The 20,902-nt window shown below is 65.3% G+C and carries 21 protein-coding genes and 1 riboswitch; of the genes, 15 read left to right on the top strand and 6 right to left on the bottom strand.

Annotated elements, in window-relative coordinates; all coding sequences use genetic code 11:
- A riboswitch (Fluoride riboswitch) is annotated at positions 1-53 on the bottom strand. This riboswitch is flagged as partial in the annotation.
- Between the two features lie 113 nt (positions 54-166).
- Complete coding sequence (locus V7P99_RS10120) at positions 167-574, top strand: hypothetical protein (RefSeq protein WP_333794688.1); 408 nt, start codon at positions 167-169, stop codon at positions 572-574.
- 22 nt (positions 575-596) lie between these two features.
- On the opposite strand, the gene V7P99_RS10115 is transcribed toward V7P99_RS10120, so the two are convergent.
- From V7P99_RS10115 to thiS, 3 genes are read right to left on the bottom strand one after another with little or no spacing between them, the layout of a single operon-like run.
- The gene (locus V7P99_RS10115; RefSeq protein WP_333794687.1) at positions 597-1,217 is read right to left on the bottom strand and encodes a thiamine phosphate synthase; all 621 of its coding nucleotides are present in this window, start codon (positions 1,215-1,217) and stop codon (positions 597-599) included.
- Positions 1,218-1,226: 9 nt separating this feature from the next.
- Positions 1,227-2,081 (bottom strand): thiazole synthase, encoded by an 855-nt coding sequence (locus V7P99_RS10110; RefSeq protein WP_333794686.1) that lies wholly within the window; start codon positions 2,079-2,081, stop codon positions 1,227-1,229.
- Between the two features lie 28 nt (positions 2,082-2,109).
- Complete coding sequence (gene thiS, locus V7P99_RS10105) at positions 2,110-2,337, bottom strand: sulfur carrier protein ThiS (RefSeq protein ID WP_333794685.1); 228 nt, start codon at positions 2,335-2,337, stop codon at positions 2,110-2,112.
- A gap of 341 nt (positions 2,338-2,678) precedes the next feature.
- Here thiS and V7P99_RS10100 point away from each other — a divergent pair, with 341 nt between their 5' ends.
- Complete coding sequence (locus V7P99_RS10100) at positions 2,679-6,140, top strand: acyl-[ACP]--phospholipid O-acyltransferase (RefSeq protein ID WP_333794684.1); 3,462 nt, start codon at positions 2,679-2,681, stop codon at positions 6,138-6,140.
- Positions 6,141-6,162: 22 nt separating this feature from the next.
- Here V7P99_RS10100 and V7P99_RS10095 read toward each other — a convergent pair whose 3' ends face one another.
- Entirely contained in the window at positions 6,163-6,444 is a 282-nt protein-coding gene (locus V7P99_RS10095) for a hypothetical protein (RefSeq protein WP_333794683.1), read from the bottom strand.
- A 215-nt stretch (positions 6,445-6,659) separates the two neighbouring features.
- Positions 6,660-8,231, bottom strand: a complete 1,572-nt coding sequence (locus V7P99_RS10090; protein WP_333794682.1) for an outer membrane beta-barrel protein — start codon at positions 8,229-8,231, stop codon at positions 6,660-6,662.
- Positions 8,232-8,419: 188 nt separating this feature from the next.
- Between V7P99_RS10090 and gmk the strand changes: the two genes are divergently transcribed.
- Complete coding sequence (gene gmk, locus V7P99_RS10085) at positions 8,420-9,067, top strand: guanylate kinase (protein WP_333794681.1); 648 nt, start codon at positions 8,420-8,422, stop codon at positions 9,065-9,067.
- A 41-nt stretch (positions 9,068-9,108) separates the two neighbouring features.
- Here gmk and V7P99_RS10080 read toward each other — a convergent pair whose 3' ends face one another.
- Positions 9,109-9,744: a helix-turn-helix domain-containing protein gene (locus V7P99_RS10080; RefSeq protein WP_333794692.1), complete on the bottom strand. Its 636-nt coding sequence runs from the start codon at positions 9,742-9,744 to the stop codon at positions 9,109-9,111.
- Between the two features lie 600 nt (positions 9,745-10,344).
- Here V7P99_RS10080 and V7P99_RS10075 point away from each other — a divergent pair.
- The 12 genes from V7P99_RS10075 to lpxB all read left to right on the top strand — a co-directional run bounded on the left by V7P99_RS10075 (position 10,345) and on the right by lpxB (position 20,881).
- Entirely contained in the window at positions 10,345-10,638 is a 294-nt protein-coding gene (locus tag V7P99_RS10075; protein ID WP_333794680.1) for a hypothetical protein, read from the top strand.
- Between the two features lie 5 nt (positions 10,639-10,643).
- Positions 10,644-11,051: a hypothetical protein gene (locus V7P99_RS10070; RefSeq protein ID WP_333794679.1), complete on the top strand. Its 408-nt coding sequence runs from the start codon at positions 10,644-10,646 to the stop codon at positions 11,049-11,051.
- Positions 11,052-11,057: 6 nt separating this feature from the next.
- Entirely contained in the window at positions 11,058-11,252 is a 195-nt protein-coding gene (locus tag V7P99_RS10065) for a hypothetical protein (protein WP_333794678.1), read from the top strand.
- On the top strand, positions 11,249-12,634 hold the full coding sequence (locus V7P99_RS10060) for an APC family permease (protein WP_333794677.1): 1,386 nt from the start codon (positions 11,249-11,251) through the stop codon (positions 12,632-12,634). Before V7P99_RS10065 ends, V7P99_RS10060 begins: the two co-directional genes overlap by 4 nt.
- A gap of 65 nt (positions 12,635-12,699) precedes the next feature.
- Complete coding sequence (locus V7P99_RS10055) at positions 12,700-13,389, top strand: hypothetical protein (protein WP_333794676.1); 690 nt, start codon at positions 12,700-12,702, stop codon at positions 13,387-13,389.
- Positions 13,379-13,690, top strand: a complete 312-nt coding sequence (locus V7P99_RS10050) for a hypothetical protein (protein ID WP_333794675.1) — start codon at positions 13,379-13,381, stop codon at positions 13,688-13,690. The genes V7P99_RS10055 and V7P99_RS10050 overlap by 11 nt, the downstream gene beginning before the upstream one ends.
- A 61-nt stretch (positions 13,691-13,751) precedes the next feature.
- A complete protein-coding gene (locus V7P99_RS10045) occupies positions 13,752-14,648 on the top strand; it encodes a class II glutamine amidotransferase (protein ID WP_333794674.1) in 897 nt (298 codons plus the stop codon).
- Between the two features lie 4 nt (positions 14,649-14,652).
- The gene (locus tag V7P99_RS10040) at positions 14,653-15,339 is read left to right on the top strand and encodes a GXGXG domain-containing protein (RefSeq protein WP_333794673.1); all 687 of its coding nucleotides are present in this window, start codon (positions 14,653-14,655) and stop codon (positions 15,337-15,339) included.
- On the top strand, positions 15,339-16,667 hold the full coding sequence (locus tag V7P99_RS10035) for an FMN-binding glutamate synthase family protein (RefSeq protein WP_333794672.1): 1,329 nt from the start codon (positions 15,339-15,341) through the stop codon (positions 16,665-16,667). Before V7P99_RS10040 ends, V7P99_RS10035 begins: the two co-directional genes overlap by 1 nt.
- A 127-nt stretch (positions 16,668-16,794) precedes the next feature.
- Positions 16,795-18,150, top strand: a complete 1,356-nt coding sequence (gene glnT, locus V7P99_RS10030; protein WP_333794671.1) for a type III glutamate--ammonia ligase — start codon at positions 16,795-16,797, stop codon at positions 18,148-18,150.
- Between the two features lie 200 nt (positions 18,151-18,350).
- Positions 18,351-19,658 carry a UDP-2,3-diacylglucosamine diphosphatase LpxI domain-containing protein gene (lpxI, locus tag V7P99_RS10025; RefSeq protein WP_333794670.1) on the top strand — a complete coding sequence of 436 codons (1,308 nt, stop codon included), beginning with the start codon at positions 18,351-18,353 and terminating at the stop codon, positions 19,656-19,658.
- Positions 19,655-20,881 (top strand): lipid-A-disaccharide synthase, encoded by a 1,227-nt coding sequence (gene lpxB / locus V7P99_RS10020; protein ID WP_442909893.1) that lies wholly within the window; start codon positions 19,655-19,657, stop codon positions 20,879-20,881. The genes lpxI and lpxB overlap by 4 nt, the downstream gene beginning before the upstream one ends.
- The last annotated feature ends 21 nt before the right edge of the window (positions 20,882-20,902 follow it).

Below are 20,902 nucleotides of genomic sequence, written 5' to 3'. Positions count from 1 at the left end.
GGAATCATCGGCCATCGGGCGGTTATGAGGGAGATTCCATTCCCTGGGCCCGGGAGCGTGTCCCGAACTTGCGGGATACGGTAGTACTACTACGGACGTAGTCAATCAGAATCTCACGCGCGCGTGAACTTTGCGTGAGCGCGCGCGCAAGCGTCGAGGATGGATCATGCGCAGCCTGTGGCTCGCTTTGTCGATGCTCTTGTCGGTATATGCCGCGCATGCCGACGGCGGGCGGCTCGCAACGGACGATGTCATTCGCACGGAGATGACGGCGATCCGTGACCTGACGCTCGGAGTGCGCACAGAGATCTTGCAGCGCCGCCTGCTGCCGGCCGATGCCCGCGCGTTTCATGAGCACGTCAAGGCGTCCGTCGGCAGACTCAAGGCAGAAACGCAGATGGCAGGCGAAGCGCGCGACGAGATCGAGAAGCTCGCGGGTTATATCGAGCAGGGCGCAAGCGAGGTTGCTGGCGACGATCCGGCATTGGCGATCGACGGCATTCTCATCATCGACGATTCACTGAGCATCTACGCGCGTCGCTTCGATCATCCCGGCTGGCGGCCGCTGCCGTAGCGGGAGGCGGCCAACAGCAGCGTCAGGCGCGCACCGTCGCGGCCCAATCGAGCCAGAGGCGGACGCGAGCCTCAGGGTGCGGAGCGGTCATGAAATCGGTGATGACAGCGACGCTGTCGGCACCCGCCGCGATGACGGCGCCCGCGCGCTCCGGCGTGATGCCGCCGATGGCGACCAACGGCAGGGCGCCAATGCGCTGCTTCCAGGTGCCGATCTTGTCGAGCCCTTGCGGAGCCCACGCCATCACCTTGAGCTTCGTCTCGTAGATCGGCCCGAGCGCGACGTAGTCGGGATCGGCGGAGAGCGCGATTGCGAGCTCCTCCTCGCTATGGGTCGAAATGCCGAGCGCGATGCCGGCCCGCTTGATGGCGCCGATATCGGCTTCCGCCAGATCCTCCTGGCCGAGGTGAACCTCGGTCGCGCCGAGGTCGATGGCTGCCTGCCAGTAGTCGTTGACGATCAGCCGGCAGCCGGCCCGTTCCGTGATTTCCAAAGCCTCGCCGATCTCGCTCCGCACGACCGTCTCGTCCTGGTCCTTGACGCGAAGCTGCAGCGTGCGCACGCCGAGGGGCACGATGCGCCGGACCCAGGCTGCGCTCGGCACGATGGGGTAGAAGACGTCCGGGGCACCGATAGGGGCCATGTGAGCCTCTCAGCGTCCATCGCCGGAATGGGACGGATCGAAATCGAAGAAGGGCGTGCCGGCAACGGGCGTCGACGGCTGCGCGCGCTCGCTGGGCTCGATGAGGCCGGCTTCGTAGCCTTGCCGTCCGGCTTCGATTGCGGCCGCGAACGCCGCCGCCATGCGCACTGGATCATGCGCCCGTGCCACCGCCGTGTTGAGCAGGATCGCGTCGAAACCCATTTCCATCGCAGCGGCGGCGTGGGACGGCGCGCCGATGCCCGCGTCGACCACCAGCGGCACGTCCGGAAAATAGGCGCGCAGCGTCTTGAGCGCGTGCGGATTGGAAAGCCCGCGCGCGCTGCCGATCGGCGAGGCCCATGGCATCAGCACGCGGCAGCCGGCGGCGACGAGGCGTTCGGCTACGGAGAGGTCCTCGGTCGTATAAGGGAACACCTGGAAACCGCGCTTGGAGAGTTCTTCCGCCGCCTCGACGAGGCCGAACAGCTCCGGCTGCAGCGTGTCGTCGTTGGCGATGACCTCGAGCTTGATCCAGTCCGTCTCGAGAAGCTCGCGCGCCATCTCGGCCGTCGTGATCGCCTCCCTGGCCGTGCGGCAGCCGGCGGTGTTGGGCAGGATACGCACAGGCAGCGCACGGATGAGATCGAGGAAGCGCTGCCCGGTCTGGCCGCGCGCCTGCTCACGCCGGAGCGAAACCGTGACAATGCCTGCGCGCGAGGCGCTGACCGCGTCGCCCATCACCTGCGGCGAAGGATAGCGCGCGGTGCCAAGCAGCAGCCGCGAGCCGATCTTCTGCCCGTAGAACACGAGCGGAGCCGGCGCCGGACTGCGCGGGTGAGAGCGGAGGGGCTGGGTCTCGTTCATCGTGCCCTGGTGTCTATGATCTTAGATCTTAGCCGCCTTGCCGGGCGGACAGGATCTCGATGCGGTCTCCGTCGGCGAGGCGAGTTTCGGCGCGGAGCCGGACGGGCACGAAGTCACCGTTGACCGCCGTCGCCACCTTAATGTCGTCCGCGAACCCTTCAGCGACGAGAAGCTCTGCGAGCGTTGCAGCCGGGCTCGCGATGGCGCGGCCGTTGACCGTGATCTCGGTCAGGCGGGTGAGGGTGGAAAGAGCCATGCGTACTGTCCAAATATCTTCCAAGTCCTTGAGTTAGGAGCGCACGTGCGATGATGCCAGACGCCAGCATGCCGCTCCTCTCCTTATTTGAGCATCCGCCTGGGAGCCACGCGAGTCAATGAATGCGGCCCGAGAAGGCAGAGACTGGCGGGAAAGGCCGCCGTGACTGCAGCGCATGCAACTCAGAATCTTTTTTATATGGTGGCCGTTTACTGCGGCCCATCGCCATGCTCTTTCCGCAAAGGGCCGCCGTTTGACCATGATCGGGCCCTGAGCTTCGGCATTATGACTGCCTCATCCTGAGGGCCTCTCATGGCCCGTTTTCGCCAGAGTTCTGCCCCATGTTCCAAGCGCTGATCACGAGCCGCCGTTTCGCACCGCTGTTCTGGTGCCAGTTCCTATCCGCGCTCAACGACAATTTCGTCAAGAACGCCCTCGTCATCCTGATCCTGTTCAAGGTCGGATCCGAAGAGGGTGGCGCGCTGGTGGCGCTTGCGGGCGCCGTCCTGGTGGCGCCGTTCTTCATCCTGTCAGGCATCGGCGGTGGCCTCGCCGACCGCTATGATAAGGCGCTGGTGGCGGAGAAGCTGAAGCGCGCCGAGATCCCCGTGGCGATGGTCGCGGGCTTGGGCTTCGTGCTCAACTCGGTGCCAGTGCTGTTCGTCGCCCTGGGCCTTTATGGCATCATCGCGGCGCTGTTCGGCCCCATCAAGTACGGCATCCTGCCAGCGCTGCTCGCGCCGCGGGAGCTGCCCGCGGGCAACGCGTTCGTGGAAAGCGCCACCTTCGCCGCCATCCTGATCGGCACCATCGGCGGCGGCCTCGCAGCCGGCAGCGTGGGCGGCGAGTGGGTCCTGGCGGGGCTTGTCATCGGGCTTGCGGTGCTGTGCTGGCTCTCGGCTTCGCTGATCCCCCAGATGGGCGCGGCGGACCCCTCCCTCGCCATCGATTGGAATCCATGGACCTCAACCGTCGCGCTGCTTCGCCACCTGCGCAGCGAGCGGCGGCTCTGGATCGGCGGCCTCATCGTATCCTGGTTCTGGCTGGTGGGCATGGTGGCGCTGTCGCTGCTGCCTGTGCTCATCAAGGACACCATGGGTGGCGGCGAGAACGTCACCATCCTGGCGCTCGTCGTGTTCACCATCGGCATCGCCGTCGGATCGGCGCTTGCCGCGCGCGCCAGCAGGACGCGCCCCAACCTGGCGCTGGTGCCGATCGGCGCGCTCCTGATGGGGCTCTTCGCGCTCGATCTCGCCTGGACGGCGGCGCGGCTCACGAGGCCGGACGATGTGCTGACCGTCGGCGCGCTGCTCCAGAGCATGACGGGCTGGCGCGTGCTCGTCGATCTTGCAGCGCTCGCCGTTGCGGGTGGCCTCTTCATCGTGCCGGCGTTTGCCGCCGTGCAGCTCTGGGCGCCGGTTGCGGAGCGTGCGCGCACCATCGGCGCCTGCAACGTGCTCTCGGCGCTGTTCATGACAGCGGGCAGCCTCGGCGTTGCGCTCCTGCAGTTGAACGGCGTTGGCCTCGTGCTTCTCTTGACCTTGCTCGGTCTCGGCAACCTCGCCGCCATGGCGCTGATCCTGTGGGCCTGGGGGAAGGAAGGCGTGCAGGACGTCGGCGCATTCCTGTTCAAGACGTTCATGGGCCTCGAGGTGCGGGGCTACGAGAACCTGCCGCCCGAAGGCACGCGCGCCATCATCGCGCCGAACCACGTGAGCTTGCTCGACGCGCCGATCATGCATTCGATCCTGCCGTCGCACGCGGCCTTCGCCATCGACACGGGTATGGCGGCGAAGGGCTGGATCAAGCCGTTCCTCAGGGTCGTGAAGGCGCATACGATCGATCCGACGCGTCCGCTCGGCATGCGCCACCTGATCAACGCGGTGAAGGCGGGCGAGACGCTGGTTATTTTCCCCGAGGGCCGCATCACCGTGAGCGGCGGCCTGATGAAGGTCTACGACGGCACGGCGATGATCGCCGACAAGGCCGATGCCGTGATCGTGCCGGTGCGCATCGATGGCCCCGAGCGCTCCCTGTTCGGCTATCTCAATCGCTTCCAGTGCAAGAAGGCGCTGTTTCCGAAAACCCGCGTCACGATCCTTCCGCCGGTGAAGCTGCCGGTGCCCGAGGACCTCAAGGGCAAGGCGCGCCGCCAGGCGGCCGGCATGGCGCTGCAGGACCTGATGGTGGAGACGGCGGTCAAGACCGCCAACCTCGACCAGACGCTGTTCTCGGCGCTCATCGAGGCCAAGGCGACGCGGGATACCGGCAAGCCCACGATCGAAGACCCGCTTGGCACAGAGCTCACCTATCGCAAGCTCGTGCTTGGCGCCCAAGTGCTTGGCGCCAAGCTGGCGCCACTCGCGCCTGAAGGCGCGGCGGTGGGCGTTATGCTGCCGAACTCGGCAGGCGTTGCGGTCACGTTCTTCGCGCTCCAGACCATCGGGCGCGTGCCGGCCATGCTGAACTTCACCGCTGGCCCGCAGAACATCGACGCGGCCTGCACCGCAGCCAAGGTGGATGTGGTGCTGACCAGCCGCACGTTCGTCGAAAAGGCGCATCTCGAAGCGGTCGCAGCCAAGCTCGCCGAGACCCGGCGCGTCGTGTACCTGGAGGATGTCCGCGCCACCATCACCTTCGCCGACAAGGTGCGCGGGCTTCTGGCCGGAACGCGTGCCCAGGCCGAGCGCGCGGCGGACGATCCGGCGGCGATCCTCTTCACGTCGGGCTCCGAGGGGTTGCCCAAGGGCGTCGTGCTTTCGCACCGGAACATGCTGGCCAACGCCACGCAGAGCCTGACGCGCGTTGCGGTCAATGGCCAGGACAAGGTGTTCAACGTGCTGCCGGTGTTCCACTCGTTCGGCCTCACGGCCGGGCTGGTGATGCCGCTGGTCGCCGGCGTGCCGGTCTATCTCTATCCGACGCCCTTGCATTACCGCATCGTGCCGGAGCTCGTGTACGGCTCCAACGCGACAATCCTCTTCGGCACCGACACCTTCCTCAACGGCTACGCCCGCACGGCACACCCTTATGACTTTGCGCGGGTGCGCCTCATCCTCGCCGGCGCGGAGGCGGTGAAGGAGCGCACGCGGCAGATCTACATGGAGAAGTTCGGCGTGCGCATCCTCGAGGGCTACGGCGTCACAGAGACGGCGCCGGTGCTGGCCATCAACACGCCGCTCGCCAACAAGTCGGGCACGGTCGGGCGCCTCTCGCCGCTGATGGAGGCGCGCCTCGAGCAGGTCCCTGGCATCGAAGGCGCAGGCCGGCTCTATGTGCGCGGGCCGAACGTCATGCTCGGCTATCTGCGCGCCGAGAACCCCGGCGTGCTCGAACCGCCGGCCGGCGGCTGGCACGATACGGGCGACATCGTCTCCATCGACGAGCAGGGCTTCATCACGATCAAGGGACGCGCCAAGCGGTTTGCGAAGATCGCAGGCGAGATGGTGTCGCTGTCGGCGGTCGAAGCGTTGGCCACTGAGCTGTGGCCGGCAGTGACGAGCATCGTCGTGGCGCTGCCGGATGCGCGCAAAGGTGAGCGTCTTGTGCTCATGACGACGGACGGCAAGGCGACGCGCGAGGCGTTTTCCCGCTTCGCGCGGCAGAAAGGCGCGAGCGAGCTCATGGTGCCCGCCGACATTCTGTTGGTTGAAGCGCTTCCGCTCCTCGGTAGCGGCAAGCCCGACTATGTGGCGGCGCTGGCGCTCGCCAAGGAGCGCATGGCGATGACGCCTCGCAAGCCGGAAGTGCTGGTGCCCGAGCCCAGCTATCCGACGCCGCACGGCCCTCCGCCGGTCGTGTGAGAGGAGCGGTAGGGTATGAAACCTACCGCCCTTCCTTGTCGCGCTGCCAGTAGAGGAAGGCCGTCGTCACGAGCGCCGTCAGGATGATGGTTCCGATGATGTCGCTGCGCTTGATGAAGGCGAGCCAAACGTCGATGCCGCCAAGCGAGCCGCCGCGGCCCACAAGGAAGCCGTTGAGCATCATCACGAACAGCACGACGGCCGCGGTGAGCGCCGCCGCGATCACGATCTGGAGCGAGCGCTTCATCAGGCGCGGCATCGGCACCTTGTGGCGGCCGACGGCAAGCTGAGTGCGGTCTGACATTGTGCGGTCTCCTGGAGTGCTTCCGGAAAAGTGGGAACCGGTCATGGCGAAGCCATGCAAGTTAAAGTGTCCGGAAAGAAGCACGAAAACAAAAATTTTGAGCCGCTCCTGGATTCCACTTAGACCGGAACGACTCTAGAGACGAATCGACTTCGAAAAAAGACTAATGCTCAGCACTTGAGACGCAACTCTCCCCGTGAGCATAACGGGCCGAGCTATCTGCGCAGCCGCGCCCCGACGCGGACCTCGTTGACGTTGTAATCGCCGTCGAGCCCGTTGGCTGCGACGTCGAGGTTTTGATAGCGCGCGAACAGCACGAGCGCCGGGCTCGCATAGTACTCGAGCGCTAGGAAGGAGAGCCACTGGCGCTCCGTGAAGGGCGTCGCGTCGTAATCGTAGTGAGTATAGGCGAGCCCGGCCGAGCCGATGAGGTGACGGCGGAATGCGTGGCGCGCTTCCAGCCCGATCATATGCGAGACGACGCCGCCCGATTCCACCTCCGTGGTCTCGTAGATATCGCTCTCGGCCGTGAACAGGAACGAGGTGATCTCGCTCGGCCGCCAGGCGAGGTTGGCGTCGAGAAGAAACGCCTCGACATCCGAGAGCCGGTGGTCGTCGGGACGCTGCCGGCCATAGCCGGCGCTGATCGTGCCGCGCAGCACGGCGCCTGTTGCGCCGAAGTCGAGGCCAACGCGCGTACGCGTGCCACGGGAATCGCGCGGGATGCCGTCCCAGGGCAGCGCGCGCTTGTCGCGCTGGTTCAGCTCCTGCTCGGCGAAGACCGCGAGCGTCGGCTTGAATTCCCAGGCCGCACGCACGGCCTCGGTCGTCTCGAGCGTATCGCGATCGGCGTTGCTCATGCCGTCCGTTTCGGAATAGCGGACATCGCTCACGGCGCCGCGAAGCTGCACGGAGAGCCGGTTGAAGCGATGGTTGAGAGCTGTCTCCGCGCGGTCGAGAGTGACATTGGCGCGGTCGCCGGTCTGGCTGGCGTCGATGGCGGTGCGCGATTCCTGGCTTACATCGTGCCGTGCGATCGCCTGCAGGTTTGTGCGCCGGGTAATGTCGATGCGCCCGCGCGCCTCGACGCCCCAGGCGCGATCGTCCTCGGACGCGAAGTCGTCGTAAAAGGTTGAAAAGCTGGTGCCTCTGAGTTCGAGGGCGTGGCGCGACCAGTTGGAGACGAGGCGCGCCGTGGTGCGGATCTCGGCGGCGATGTCGGCGTGTGCATCAGGGGTGCTCAGCACATTGTCCGTCCAGAGCCCGCCGATCTCCACTTCGGGAAAGAACACGAAGCTGCCGATGCGGATGCCGATCGGATCGTACGGCTCGAAGCGGGCGAGCCGGGCCGGGCGCCGGTCCGTCTTTGCGGGCACGATGTCTTCGATCTCGAACAGGAGCGGATCGTAGCCGGCCGGCGGATTGCGGAAGACGTCGAGATCGGCCGCGGGGCGCGTGTCGCGCGTGGGATCGGCGCCGTCCTCGGGTGGCTCCGGCTCGGCGAGCTCGATGACGCCGTCGGCGGACAGGCGAGGGGCTGCGCCGTCCATAAGCTCCAGGTCGCCTGGGCTGGATAACGAATCCCCGGCAGGCGACGGCTCATCGCCGTCGTCCTCGGTAATATCATCGAGGTCGTAGAGAGAATCGCGAAGTGAAGGTTGAGCCTGCGCCTCATAGGCGTCCAAGGGCTCTGCCGCCGCCGCGAGGGGGACGTGCGAAAGCGCCGCGACGAGAGTCGCGATAGCAAAGCCGAACAGGATCAAGCCCAGCCGCCGGACCACCGCCACAGTGGCGCCCCCAAAGGTAAACCTCTAAGCAACGCACACCGAACGGGCCCGACACTAGGGAGCGGCGGTTAACGCGTGCTTAAGCCTTCGGGAGAGGCGCCTGTCGTTCCGAGGCCATGTTTTCGCGCGCCGTAAAACATGCTCTAACCCCGCGCGGGCACTGTCAGGCGGGGAAGAGGAAAGGATCCATGGCGAGCGGAAATCCGAGGGTCGAGCGGCGTGGGCTGCTGCTGGTGTTGTCGTCGCCGTCCGGCGCCGGCAAGACGTCGCTGTCCCGCAAGCTGCTGGACGCCGACCCCAACATCGCGCTTTCGGTTTCCGTGACCACGCGCAAGCCGCGGCCCGGCGAGATCGATGGCCAGGATTACTGGTTCGTTGACGAGGCGAAATTCGAGGCCATGATTGCCGAGAAGGCCCTGCTCGAATGGGCGACCGTATTCGGCAACTACTACGGCACACCCCGTGCACCCATCGAAAAGGCCGTAGCCGAGGGGCGCGACGTTCTGTTCGATATCGACTGGCAGGGCACCCAGCAGCTTTCGGAACGCATGGCCGGCGATCTCGTGCGCGTCTTCGTGCTGCCCCCGTCGGCGGAGGCGCTCGAGGCGCGTTTGCGTCAGCGGGCGCAGGATCCGGAGGAGGTGGTGGCGCGGCGGATGGCAGAAGCCTCCTCGGAGATCAGCCACTGGGCCGAGTACGACTATGTGATCGTGAACGACGATCTTGCCGAAAGCAGCAGCTCCCTGCACGCCATACTCGCCGCAGAACGGCTGCGCCGCGACCGCATGACCGGCCTATCCGCCTTCGTACGCGGTTTGCAGGCGGCGCTGTCCTGACGGCTCGGACCCGGATTGCGCGTCCTGATCGTGATCGCGTTTTACAGACGCTCGCGCGCGTAGCTGATGACGGACAGGAAGCGGATGGGCAGCTTGATCATCTCTTCGGGCCCATGCGGCGCATCGGCATCGAAGAACAGGCTGTCGCCGGGCTTCATCGGATAGAGCTTATCCGCGTGGCGATAGACCACTTCGCCCTCGAGCACGTAGATCAGCTCGAGCCCCGCGTGCTGGAAGAGCGGGAACACATCCGATTCCTCGGTCAGCGTGATCACGTACGGCTCCACCACGACGCTGCTCGAGGTGCCGCCGGTGTGTCCGAGGAGCTGGTACTGGTGGCCCGCCCGGGTACCTCGGCGTTCGATCAGAAGGCCCTCCCCCGAGGAGACGAACACCGCATCGCGTCGTTCCTCGAAGCGCCGGAACAGTGCCGTGACCGGCACGCCGAGCGCTTTGGATAGCCGCTGCAGAGTTGTCAGCGACGCGCTCGTAACGCCGTTCTCGATCTTAGAGAGCATGCCGAGCGAAAGCCCCGCGGCCTTGGCGAGGTCTGAGGCGGTGATGCCGAGCTTGTTGCGGAAGGCGCGCACCTCACGGCCGATCGCGGCCTCGAGCATGCTGTCGCGTGAGCCTTGCAGGGCGTGAGGATCTTGCTCCCGCGCAGGAGCCGTCTCCATAATTTCTGAAAACTCCTGGGGGGACAGGGCCCGGCTCTTGGGTCCCCTGTCGCGCACTTGCTTCACAGCCGCCGCGTTCGTGGAGGCGGCCTTCTTCAAAGTGCTTGCGGTTTTGTCGGTCATGCGCCCTTTCTCTGCAGGCCGGCTCCCGGCTCGATGCAGCGCCCGACCCTGGCACGAGGCACCAAGGCACTGTCGGCGACCGCATCGAACCACGTTCGTTCGACGCCTGGCAACTCCTCCTTTTGCGAAAAGCGAGCGATGGCTCACCGCCCGGGATCAGACGATCCGGCGGACGTCGCGCCAGCACGAGGGCACTTTCAGAATTTCCAGACTTCGGTGGTGTTTGCACTTTGTGCGAGCCGGCAGTGCTGCTGGAGTGTGCTCCAAGCCCTTGGTGGGTAACCTGTTTCGCTCACTTCGCCGGAATGTGCCGCAGGCGCCTGCCCAAAACGATCGGCCACGTTTCGAACGGCCGGGCCGCTACCCGCCAGCACGCACCCGCCTTGACAAATTGCGGCGCACGGTCGCACTGTTTTTTCATATAAAAAGTTGCCTGGGAGGCAACGCACGGAAACGCAGACGGCGGAGAGGGACATCATGCAGCACAAACTGCCGGACCCGCGTGTGGATCAGATGTTTGCGGGCGATCGCATCTGGGCTTTCGGCTCCATGTTCGCACTGTGGTGCGTCTATGCCTTTACCTTCTGGCAGCTGTCCATGACTCAGAGCGAGAGCGGGGTGCTCTATGCACTCGCGATCGCGGGTGGCTTGGTGCTGCTGTTCAACACCGCTTCCATTCTCTCGATGATCGCCCACTATGGCCAGGACAAAGAGCCGATCTACGGGCTCGACATCCACTACCTCGACGAAATGAAACGGGCCAAGGGGTGAGTGCCATGGCCAAGGGCCCCTACCAGCCTCCGGTCCAATCCAAGATCGGCCAGACCTTCGACACGTTCTTTCTGCTCGCCCTCGTGCTCGCGGCGCTCTTCATCCCGATCTACCTGGGACTCGCCGGGGCCGGCAAAACAGTGCTCGAGCAGAAGGACACGACATGGGCCGGCATGCAGCAGAATGCCACCATGCAGGCGCAATGGGAGAAGCTCGGCTACACCGACGGCACGGAGGCGCGCGACGGCCGGCTGCCGGCTGCGGATCTCATCGCCACGCGGTTCAACTACAACTTCAGCCCCGTCGAGCTCGGGCTGACCGTGCTCTTCATCGTCGCCTATTTCTTCATTGTCTTCCATTGGTCGAGGAAGGAATACCGCGACGTGATCGAAGAGCGGTTCAACGACAAATGATCGGGAATGGCAGGCGTGAATAATTTCGAACTGCTCGAGTATGCCGCCTGGGGTCTTTCCGCGATCCTCGGGCTCTGGATGCTGATCGATCTGATCCGCACGGACCGGACCTATTCGGAAGAGCTGCTCACCTCGTCCAAGGAAGGCGAGATCGAGGATGCGCTCGACATCGAGCCGCCGCGCAAAGGGGGCGCTCCGTGAACCAGCCGAGCGGCGCTCAAAGCGAGCGCATCTCGCTGCTGCGCGTGCTGGGGCCCGGCCACGTCTGGGCGCTCGGTGTCGGCATCGTGCTCGTCGGCGAGTACATGGGATGGAACTTCGCGGTCGGCAAAGGCGGTGCCGTCGCCGCGCTGATCGCCTGCTGGGTGGCGGGGCTGCTCTATACCTGCGTCGCTATGATCGATTCCGAGGTGACCTCGACGGTCGCTGCCGCCGGCGGCCAATATGCCCAGGCCAAGCACATCATCGGGCCTCTCATGGCCTTCAACGTCGGCCTCTATCTCGTCTTCGCCTACACGATGCTGGAGGCGGCCAACGCCATCACCCTCGGCTATCTCGTGCAGACGGTGGGCACCATGGCCGGTTTCGAGAACACGCACGACAAACCATTCATCGTGCTCACCATCATGTTCCTCGCCTGGCTCAACTATCGGGGCGTCTACGCAACGCTCACGTTCAGCCTCGTGATCACGGCCGTGGCCTTCGTCGCCATCTGGGTGCTCTTCCTCGCCGTCCAGCCCTGGAGCGACGTCTACATGAAGCACGGCGAGCTGCTGACAGGGCTTCCATACGGCTGGCTCGGCGTGCTCGCAGCGCTGCATTTCGGCTTATGGTTCTACCTCGGCATCGAAGGCACGACGCAGGCTGCCGAGGAGGTTCGCTCGCCCGCGCGCGCCCTTCCGCTCGGCACCATGACGGGCATCATCACGCTGCTCATCGCGGCGACCATGACATGGTATGTCTGCGCCGGGCTCATGCCGTGGGAATACCTCGGCCAGGCGGTGACGCCCCTGTTCGACGCAGCGCGCCTCACCAACTCGACGCTCCTTATGGTTCTGCTCTTCATCGGCACCATCTTCTCGACGCTCGCTTCGGCCAACGGCTGCATCAACGATGCCTCGCGTGCGTGGTTCTCGATGGGACGCGACCGCTACCTTCCCCAGGCGTTCGGCGCCGTGCATCCCAAGTACCGCACGCCGTACCGCTCGATCGTATTCCTGGTGCCCGTGGCGCTCGTGTTCGCGTATTTCGCCCCGCTCGATCAGGTGATCACCTTCTCGATCCTATCAGGCCTGCTTGAATACACCTTCATGGCCTTCAACGTGATCATGTTCCGGCAGAAGTGGCCGCTCGGCGTCATCAAGCGCGGCTATGTACACCCGTTCCATCCGCTGCCGGCGCTCGTGCTTCTGCTCCTGTGCATGGCGACGTACTTCGCGGTTTTCCTTGGCTATGGAACGCAGCTCGTCGCGATGATCGTGTTCTACATGGTCGCCTCGTTATGGTTCGCGCTGCATCGCTACAAATACGTGCATCGCGGCGCTCAGTTCACGATGCCTTGGCCGAAGCCGGTGCGATACTGAGCGGGCACGCCATGCGGCACCGCGTGTGCCCGGGGCATCGTGGCTAATCCAAACGGAGCCTCGCCGTGCCTTTCGTTTCGAGCGCTTTCGGTTTCTCTCTGGCCCTAGCGGCATTCGGCTGGCTGGCCGTGCGGGCGCATCGCGTCCGCCTCGCCGAGCGGCGCGGTCTGCTCGACGCGTGTGTGCAGGTTCTTGAGGATCCATCGCTCACGCACGGCGAAGACGGCTTTCCACGGCTCTCCGGCTGGCGGGATGGCCGGCGCGTGGACGCAAGATTGATCAGCGACGGCATGACCATTCGCCGGCTGCCGCAGCTCTGGCTGCAACTGACCGTCCTCACGCCCATCGAAGGAATAGCGGAGCTTGCGGTGCTGGTGCGCCCGTCCGGCTATGAATTCTACAGTCTGACGGGCCGTTTCCACCACGTGCTCGAGACGCCGGATACCTTTCCGCAAGAGATCATGATCCGCGGTGAAAACGCGAGCGCGGTGCATCTGCTCGAAAGACTGGCGCAGCCGATGGCGGCGCTGCTTGCAGATCCGCGCATTAAGGAGATTGCCGTCACCCGCAAGGGGCTGCGCATGATCCGGCAGGCCGGCGAAGCCCGGCGAGGCGACTACCTGCTGCTGCGGCAGGCCGTTTTCGACGATGCCGCCGTCGCCGCCGGAACGATGTCGGAGCTCCTCGCTGCAATGGAGACGATGCGCCTGTTCGTGACCCATAGGCAAAGGGAGGCTCAGCATCATGAAACCTGATCGCCGGCCGATGCATCCTTATGCCGTCCTTGCGCTCGCGATCGTGCTGCCGGGGAGCGGACATGTGGCGATCGGGCAGCCGCAGCGCGGGTTCGGGTTCGCTTTTTTCTCGCTTCTTCTGGCGCTTGTGTCCTGGCACACGACGACGCCCGATCACTCGTTCGTGGGGCGTTCGGCCGGCGGCCTGTTCGTCTGGGCGCTCTCCATCCCCGACGCCTACAGGATCGCGCGGCTGAACTTTGAAGCATGGCGGACGCGTGCTTGTCAGGCTATCTCAACAGGAAAAAAAGTTTCTTCTTAGTTGAAACGGTTCTCCGCTGCTGCTAATCTGCCGCAGGAAAAACGATAGGGAACCGCCAACAATGTGTGGAATTGTGGGACTGTTCATAAAGGACAAGGCCCTTGAGCCGCGGCTCGGCGAGCTGACGGCTGGGATGCTCGCAACCATGTGTGAGCGTGGGCCGGACTCGGCCGGTTTTGCGGTCTACGGCGCGCCGAGCTCCGGCAAGGCCAAGATCACGCTGCAATCCGATACACCCGATGACTCTTTCGCCGGTCTCGCTGCCGCCCTCGGTAAGGAAATCGGCGCCACGGTCGATCTCGACGTGAAGTCGACGCACGCCGTGCTGACGTGCCCGGCTGACAAGGTCGATGCCGTGCAGTCCGCGATCCGGGCCTCATTTCCCAACGTCCGTATCATGGGCCGCGGCGAGACGATCGAGATCTACAAGGAGGTCGGTTACCCGACCGAGGTCGCCAAGCAATTCGAACTCGCCAAGATGAGCGGTACGCACGCCATCGGGCATACGCGGATGGCCACGGAGAGCGCGGTGACGACGCTCGGCGCGCATCCCTTCTCGACCGGCGCCGACCAGTGCCTCGTGCATAATGGCTCGCTCTCGAACCACAACAACCTTCGCCGCGATCTGCGCCGCGACGGCATGACGTTCGAGACCGAGAACGACAGCGAGGTCGCTGCGGCCTACCTGACGTGGCGGATGAACCAGGGCCTCAACCTGGGTCAGGCGCTCGAGAAAAGCCTCGATGATCTCGACGGTTTCTTCACCTTCGTCGTCGGCACGAAGGACGGCTTCGGCGTGGTGCGCGATCATATTGCATGCAAGCCCGCCGTGCTGGCCGAGACCGACCAATACGTTGCATTCGGATCCGAGTATCGCGCGCTCGCCGGGCTCCCCGGCATCGAGAACGCGAGGGTTTGGGAACCCGAGCCGGCAACCGTCTACTTCTGGGAGCGCTGACACGATGCGATCGATTGATCTGGAAACCACGTCCCTGCGCGAGCTCAATTCGAGCCTGCATCAAATTAAGGACGGATCCAACGAGACGGAATGGGAAGTCCTTAACCCGCGTGGCCAGCATGCGGTCGCCGTCGGTCTCGACGCTCCCGTCACGGTCAACATCCACGGTTCCGTTGGCTACTACTGCGCCGGCATGAACAAGCAGGCAACCGTCGTGGTGCACGGCTCTGCCGGCCAGGGCGCTGCCGAGAACATGATGTCGGGCCGCGTGGTCGTGAAAGGCAACGCGAGCCAATATGCGGGCGCCACGGCGCACGGCGGCCTGCTCCTGATCGAGGGTGACGCATCCGCGCGATGCGGCATCTCGATGAAGGGCATCGACATCATCGTGAAGGGCAACATCGGCCACATGTCGGCCTTCATGGCGCAGAAAGGTAATCTCGTCGTGCTGGGCGACGCCGGCGATGCGCTCGGCGACTCCATCTACGAGGCGCGCCTTTTCGTGCGCGGCTCGGTCAAGAGCCTCGGTGCCGACTGCATCGAGAAGGAGATGCGCCCCGAGCATCATGAGGCGCTTCAGGCCCTTCTCGACAAGGCCGGCGTCAATGGGGTGAAGACCTCGGAGTTCAAGCGCTACGGCTCCGCCCGCAAGCTCTACACCTTCAACATCGATAACGCGGACGCATACTGATGAGCTACCATAATCCTCCAACGACGCCACGTATGTCCGCCACGTTCGACGACTACACGTTGTCGGAGATCCGGCGGGCTGCGCTGACCGGCATCTATGACATTCGCGGCGGCGGCGCGAAACGTAAGGTCCCGAATTTCGACGACCTCCTGTTCCTGGGCGCGTCGATTTCGCGATATCCCCTCGAGGGCTACCGCGAGCGCTGCTCGACGAGCGTCACGCTCGGCACGCGCTTTGCGAAGAAACCGATCGAGCTCAAGATTCCGATTACCATTGCCGGCATGAGCTTCGGCTCGCTCTCTGCGAACGCGAAGGAGGCCCTCGGCCGCGGCGCGACGCTCTCCGGAACGTCGACCACCACCGGTGACGGTGGCATGACGCCCGAGGAGCGCGGCCATTCGGAAACGCTCGTCTATCAGCTTCTGCCCTCGCGCTACGGCATGAACCCGGACGACCTGCGTCGGGCCGATGCCATCGAGGTCGTGGTCGGGCAGGGCGCCAAGCCCGGCGGCGGTGGCATGCTGCTCGGACAGAAGATCTCGGACCGCGTCGCCGAAATGCGCTCGCTGCCCAAGGGCATCGATCAGCGCTCCTCGTGCCGCCATCCCGACTGGACCGGACCCGACGATCTCGAGGTCAAGATCCTCGAGCTCCGCGAGATCACGGACTGGGAGAAGCCGATTTACGTCAAGGTCGCCGGCGCGCGTCCCTATTATGACGTCGCGCTCGCAGTCAAGGCCGGCGCCGACGTGGTGGTGATCGATGGCATGCAGGGCGGCACGGCCGCCACGCAGGAGGTGTTCATCGAGCATATCGGCCAGCCGACACTCGCCTGCGTTCGGCCCGCCGTCCAGGCGCTGCAGGACCTGGGCATGCATCGCAAGGTGCAGCTCATCGTGTCGGGCGGCATTCGGAATGGCGCCGATGCAGCGAAGGCGCTGGCGCTCGGCGCCGACGCGGTCTCCATCGGCACCGCGGCGCTCGTCGCCATCGGTGACAACGATCCCGATCTCGAGGCCGAATATCGGAAGCTGCACACCACGGCCGGCGCTTACGACGACTGGCATGAGGGACGCGATCCTGCCGGCATCACGACGCAGGATCCGGAGCTTTCCAAGCGTCTCGATCCGATCCGCGCCGGACGTCGTCTCGCCAACTACCTCAAGGTGATGGCACTCGAGATCCAGACCATCGCTCGCGCCGCTGGCCACAACCACGTGCACAACCTCGAGCCCGAGGATCTTTGCGCGCTGACCATCGAGGCGGCGGCCATGGCCAGGGTGCCGCTGGCGGGCACGAACTGGATCCCAGGGCAGAACAATCTCTGAGCGAAACGTCCCCCGGGCCGGTACAGGCCCGGGGGCGAATTATCTGTGCCTAAGAAAAATACCTTCGGGCCCATAACCCGAAAAATAAAACTCCTGAGGAAGCGTCAACCCAAGTTGGGGAACAGGCATGACACACGATCTCGCCACCATCGGCAAAGAGCACGATATTCGTGCAACGCAGGATCTCGCCTCGATCGCCAAAGAGCGCGGCATCCGCTATTTTCTGATCTCGTTTACGGATCTCTTCGGCTTCCAGCGCGCCAAGCTGGTGCCGGCGACCGCGATCGCCGACATCCAGAAGGGCGGCGCGGGCTTCGCTGGCTTCGCGGGCGGCTTCGACATGACGCCGGCGCATCCCGATACGCTCGGCATTCCCGACCCCTCGGGCCTCATCCAGCTTCCCTGGAAGCCCGAGGTGGCATGGGTTCCCGCCGATTGCATCATGGAGGACAAGCCCGTCGGCCAGGCGCCCCGCGTCGTTCTCAAGAACGTTGTCGCCCGCGCGGCTGAACTTGGCGTCCGCATCAAGACCGGCATCGAGCTCGAGTTCTTCCTGATCAACTCGGACGGCACGCAGCTCGCCGACAGCTACGACACGGCCGTGAAGCCTTGCTACGACCAGCTGGCCATCATGCGCCGTTACGACATGATCTCCGAGATCTGCGATTACATGTACCAGCTCGGCTGGGAGCCGTACCAGAACGACCATGAGGACGCCAACGGCCAGTTCGAGATGAACTGGATCTACGACGATGCCGTGCCGACGGCGGACCGCCATGCGTTCTTCAAGTTCATGGTGCGGACGATCGCAGAAAAGTACGGCATGCGGGCAACCTTCATGCCGAAGCCGTTCCCCACGCTCACCGGCAATGGCTGCCACGCCCACATCTCCGGTTGGGATGTCGAGACCGGCAAGACGAGCACGTTCTATGACAAGTCCAACGAGATGGGCCTCTCCAAGATGGCCTACAGCTTCATGGGCGGTGTCATCCAGCACTCGGCGGCGATGACCGCCATCACCAACCCGGTGGTCAACTCCTACAAGCGTATCAACGCGCCACGCACCGCCTCGGGCTCGACCTGGGCGCCGAACAGCGTCACGTGGTCCGGGAACAACCGCACGCATATGGTGCGCGTGCCGGGCAAGGGGCGTTTCGAATTTCGCCTGCCCGATACGGCCGTGAACCCCTATCTGATGCAGGCGGCGATCATCGCGGCGGGCATCAGCGGCGTCGAGCGCAAGGCCGACCCGGGCAAGCCGCTCGACATCGACATGTACCAGGACGGGCACACCGTGAAGGATGCGCCCCGGCTGCCGCTGAACCTTCTCGACGCCATCCGTGCGTTCGACGGCGACGCGGCGCTGAAGAACATTCTCGGCGAGGACTTTTCCAAGGCCTACATCAATATGAAGATGAAGGAATGGAACAGCTATGCGACCCACTTCACCCAATGGGAGCGGGATAACGCCATCGACATTTGATGCGCGGAACTTAGCCTAGAGTCGTTCCGGAATCGGGGGCCGGTTCCCACTTTTCCGGAAGCACTCTAGCCCAGCGTAAGAATGCCGCGGGCCGCAGGCCACGGGCGTCGGAAAGCGATAATGCGCCGCCGCCCGTTGTCTGCGGCCCGCAGCCTGTCTATAGCCATGCCATCGAGCGGGCGACAGGCAGCAGGGGTAAGATGGACGGCGGCACGCGACGGCTTGGAATATTGGCCGGCGGCGGCGGCCTGCCGCGGGAGATCGCCGACAGCGCGGCGGAGCGCGGCATCGCCGTCTCCATCGTCGCCATCGACGGCGAGGCGGATGGCGACTTCGGTCCGCACCCGGTGACGGTGGTCAACTGGGGGCAGATCGGTGCCATGGTGCGGGCGCTTAAAGCGTGCCGCGCCAGCGAGCTCATCATCGTCGGCCACGTGCATCGCCCGGAGCTTGCCGGACTCAAACCCGACCTCGGCTTCTTCCGCTACCTCCCGAACCTCATCCGTATCGTCGCTTCCGGCGGTGACGACAGCGTTCTGCGTCGCGTCGTGCGCTTCTTCGAGCAGCGGGGGCTCCGCGTCGTCGGGCCGGCGGAAGCTGCGCCCGAGCTGGTCGTCGGCGAGGGGCCGCTGGGCTTGGTGCGCGCGACACCGGATCATCAGTCCGATATCGCCAAGGGCCTCGCCGTGATCCGCGCTCTTGGCGCCTACGACATCGGCCAGGGCGTGATCGTCCGCAACGGGCGCCTGCTGGCCATCGAAGGTGTGGAGGGAACCGACCGTATGATTGGACGCGTCAGAGGCGAGGGAGCGCAGGGCCGCGGCGTCCTCGTCAAGCGCTCGAAGCCCGGGCAGGACCTGCGGGTCGACATGCCTGCTATTGGGCCGGCGACTGTGGACGGCGTCCGCGCGGCAGGCCTAGCAGGCATTGCAGTAGAGGCGGGAGGCGTGCTGGTGGCCGACCGGACGCGCACCATCGCACGGGCGGAGTCGCTTGGAATGTTCGTTGAAGGCGTCCGGGACGGCGAGGGGGCGATCTCCCCGCGCCGCTTTGATTCCGGCACCGCGGCTCGTTCGGCGGCGAAAGATTTGCAGCCGCTCGGGCGCGTTTCGCCACGCGGCCATGCCGTTCTCGACACCGCCAAGGCACTGGCGGCCATCGACGCGCTCGCCTCCGTCGTCGATGAGGCCGGGCAGGCGGCCGTCGTGGTGCGCAACCATGTGCTTGCGGTCGAGGCTGGCGGGGAGGGTGTCGTGACAACTGTCGAGCGTGCGGCGGGCCTGCGGCAGTGGGCGAGCCTGACGCATCGTCGGCGCGGCGTCGTCGGCCTGAGAACGCTTGCGCATCTCACGCCTCATGTGGTCGACGCGGCGGCGGCGGCGGGCTACGCCGGCATCGCAGCAGCGGGTGGCCTGGCAGGCGGCGAGACTTTGGCAAGCGCCATCGCTGCCGCCGATAAGCAAGACGTGTTCGTCCTCGTGCGCCGCAACGCTGGTGGGAGTGCATGATGATGGACCAGGCCGTGCCTTTGCCTCGCCCATCCCGCGAGGTGCGGATCTTTCTCGTCGCGGGGGAGCATTCCGGCGATGCGCTCGGCGCGAAGCTGATCGCGGCGCTGCGCGATGAGCTCGGCGATCGCCTGCGGCTCGCCGGCGTCGGTGGAGAAAAGATGGAAAGCGAGGGCGGCTTCGCCTCCGACTTTCCCTTATCCGATGTCGCCGTCATGGGGCCACTCTCGATCCTGCGCCGCTTGCCGCGGATCGTCAGCCGCGTCCACGCCACCGTCGATCGCGCCATCGCCTTCGAGCCCGACGCCGTCGTCATTATCGACAGCCCAGAGTTCACCCATCCGATCGCGAAACGCATCCGCAAGCGCCGGCCCGACATACCGATCCTCGACTATGTAAGCCCGAGCGTCTGGGCGTGGAGGCCGGGGCGCGCCCGCAAGATGCGCGCCTACGTCGACCATGTTCTCGCGATCCTGCCGTTCGAGCCAGGCGTCCACCGCCGCCTCGGCGGCCCGCCCTGCAGCTACGTCGGTCATTCGCTTATCGAGCGCCTCGATTGGCTGTCTGCGCTCGATCCCGGCCCGCTCAGCGCCCGGCTCGGACTGGATCCCGCGCGCCCCGTCATCGTCGTGCTGCCGGGCAGCCGCACGTCGGAGGTCGGCCGCCTTATGGAGCCGTTCGGGGAGACCTTGCGCTGCCTCGTGGCGCGAGGCATCGAGCCACACGTGATCCTGCCGTGTGTCGCCCACGTGCGGGCGTTGGTGGAACGGGGCCTGCGATCCTGGCCGTTGCCGGCGCACATCGTCGAGGGCGAGGAAGAGAAGTTCCAAGCCTTCAAGTTGGCGCAGGCTGCGCTCGCGGCTTCGGGCACGGTGACGCTCGAACTTGCACTTGCCGGCACGCCGATGGTCGTCGCCTATCGCGTCGATCCGGTGGCGGCTCCCTTTCTGCGCCGGCTGATCAAGGCGCCGACGACGGTGCTCGCGAACCTCGTGCTTGGAGAGAACGCCTTCCCCGAGATGCACCAGGAGCAAAGCAGCCCGGAGAACCTTGCAGCCGCTCTCAGGCCGCTTTTTTCCGAGACGCCCGAAAGAGAGGGCCAACGCGCGGCGCTGGCGCGTATTCCCGAGCTGATGCACATCGAGAGCGGCAGCCCGAGCGCAGCCGCCGCGCGGATCGTCGTGGATTATGCGAGGGATGGCCGGAGGATGGGGGAAGCTTGAGCGCGAAGGGGCCGGCGCCCC

The organism is Hyphomicrobium sp. (genome assembly GCF_036780825.1).
Taxonomy (GTDB): Bacteria; Pseudomonadota; Alphaproteobacteria; order Rhizobiales; family Hyphomicrobiaceae; genus Hyphomicrobium_C.
This window is presented reverse-complemented; position numbering and strand designations above follow the sequence as displayed.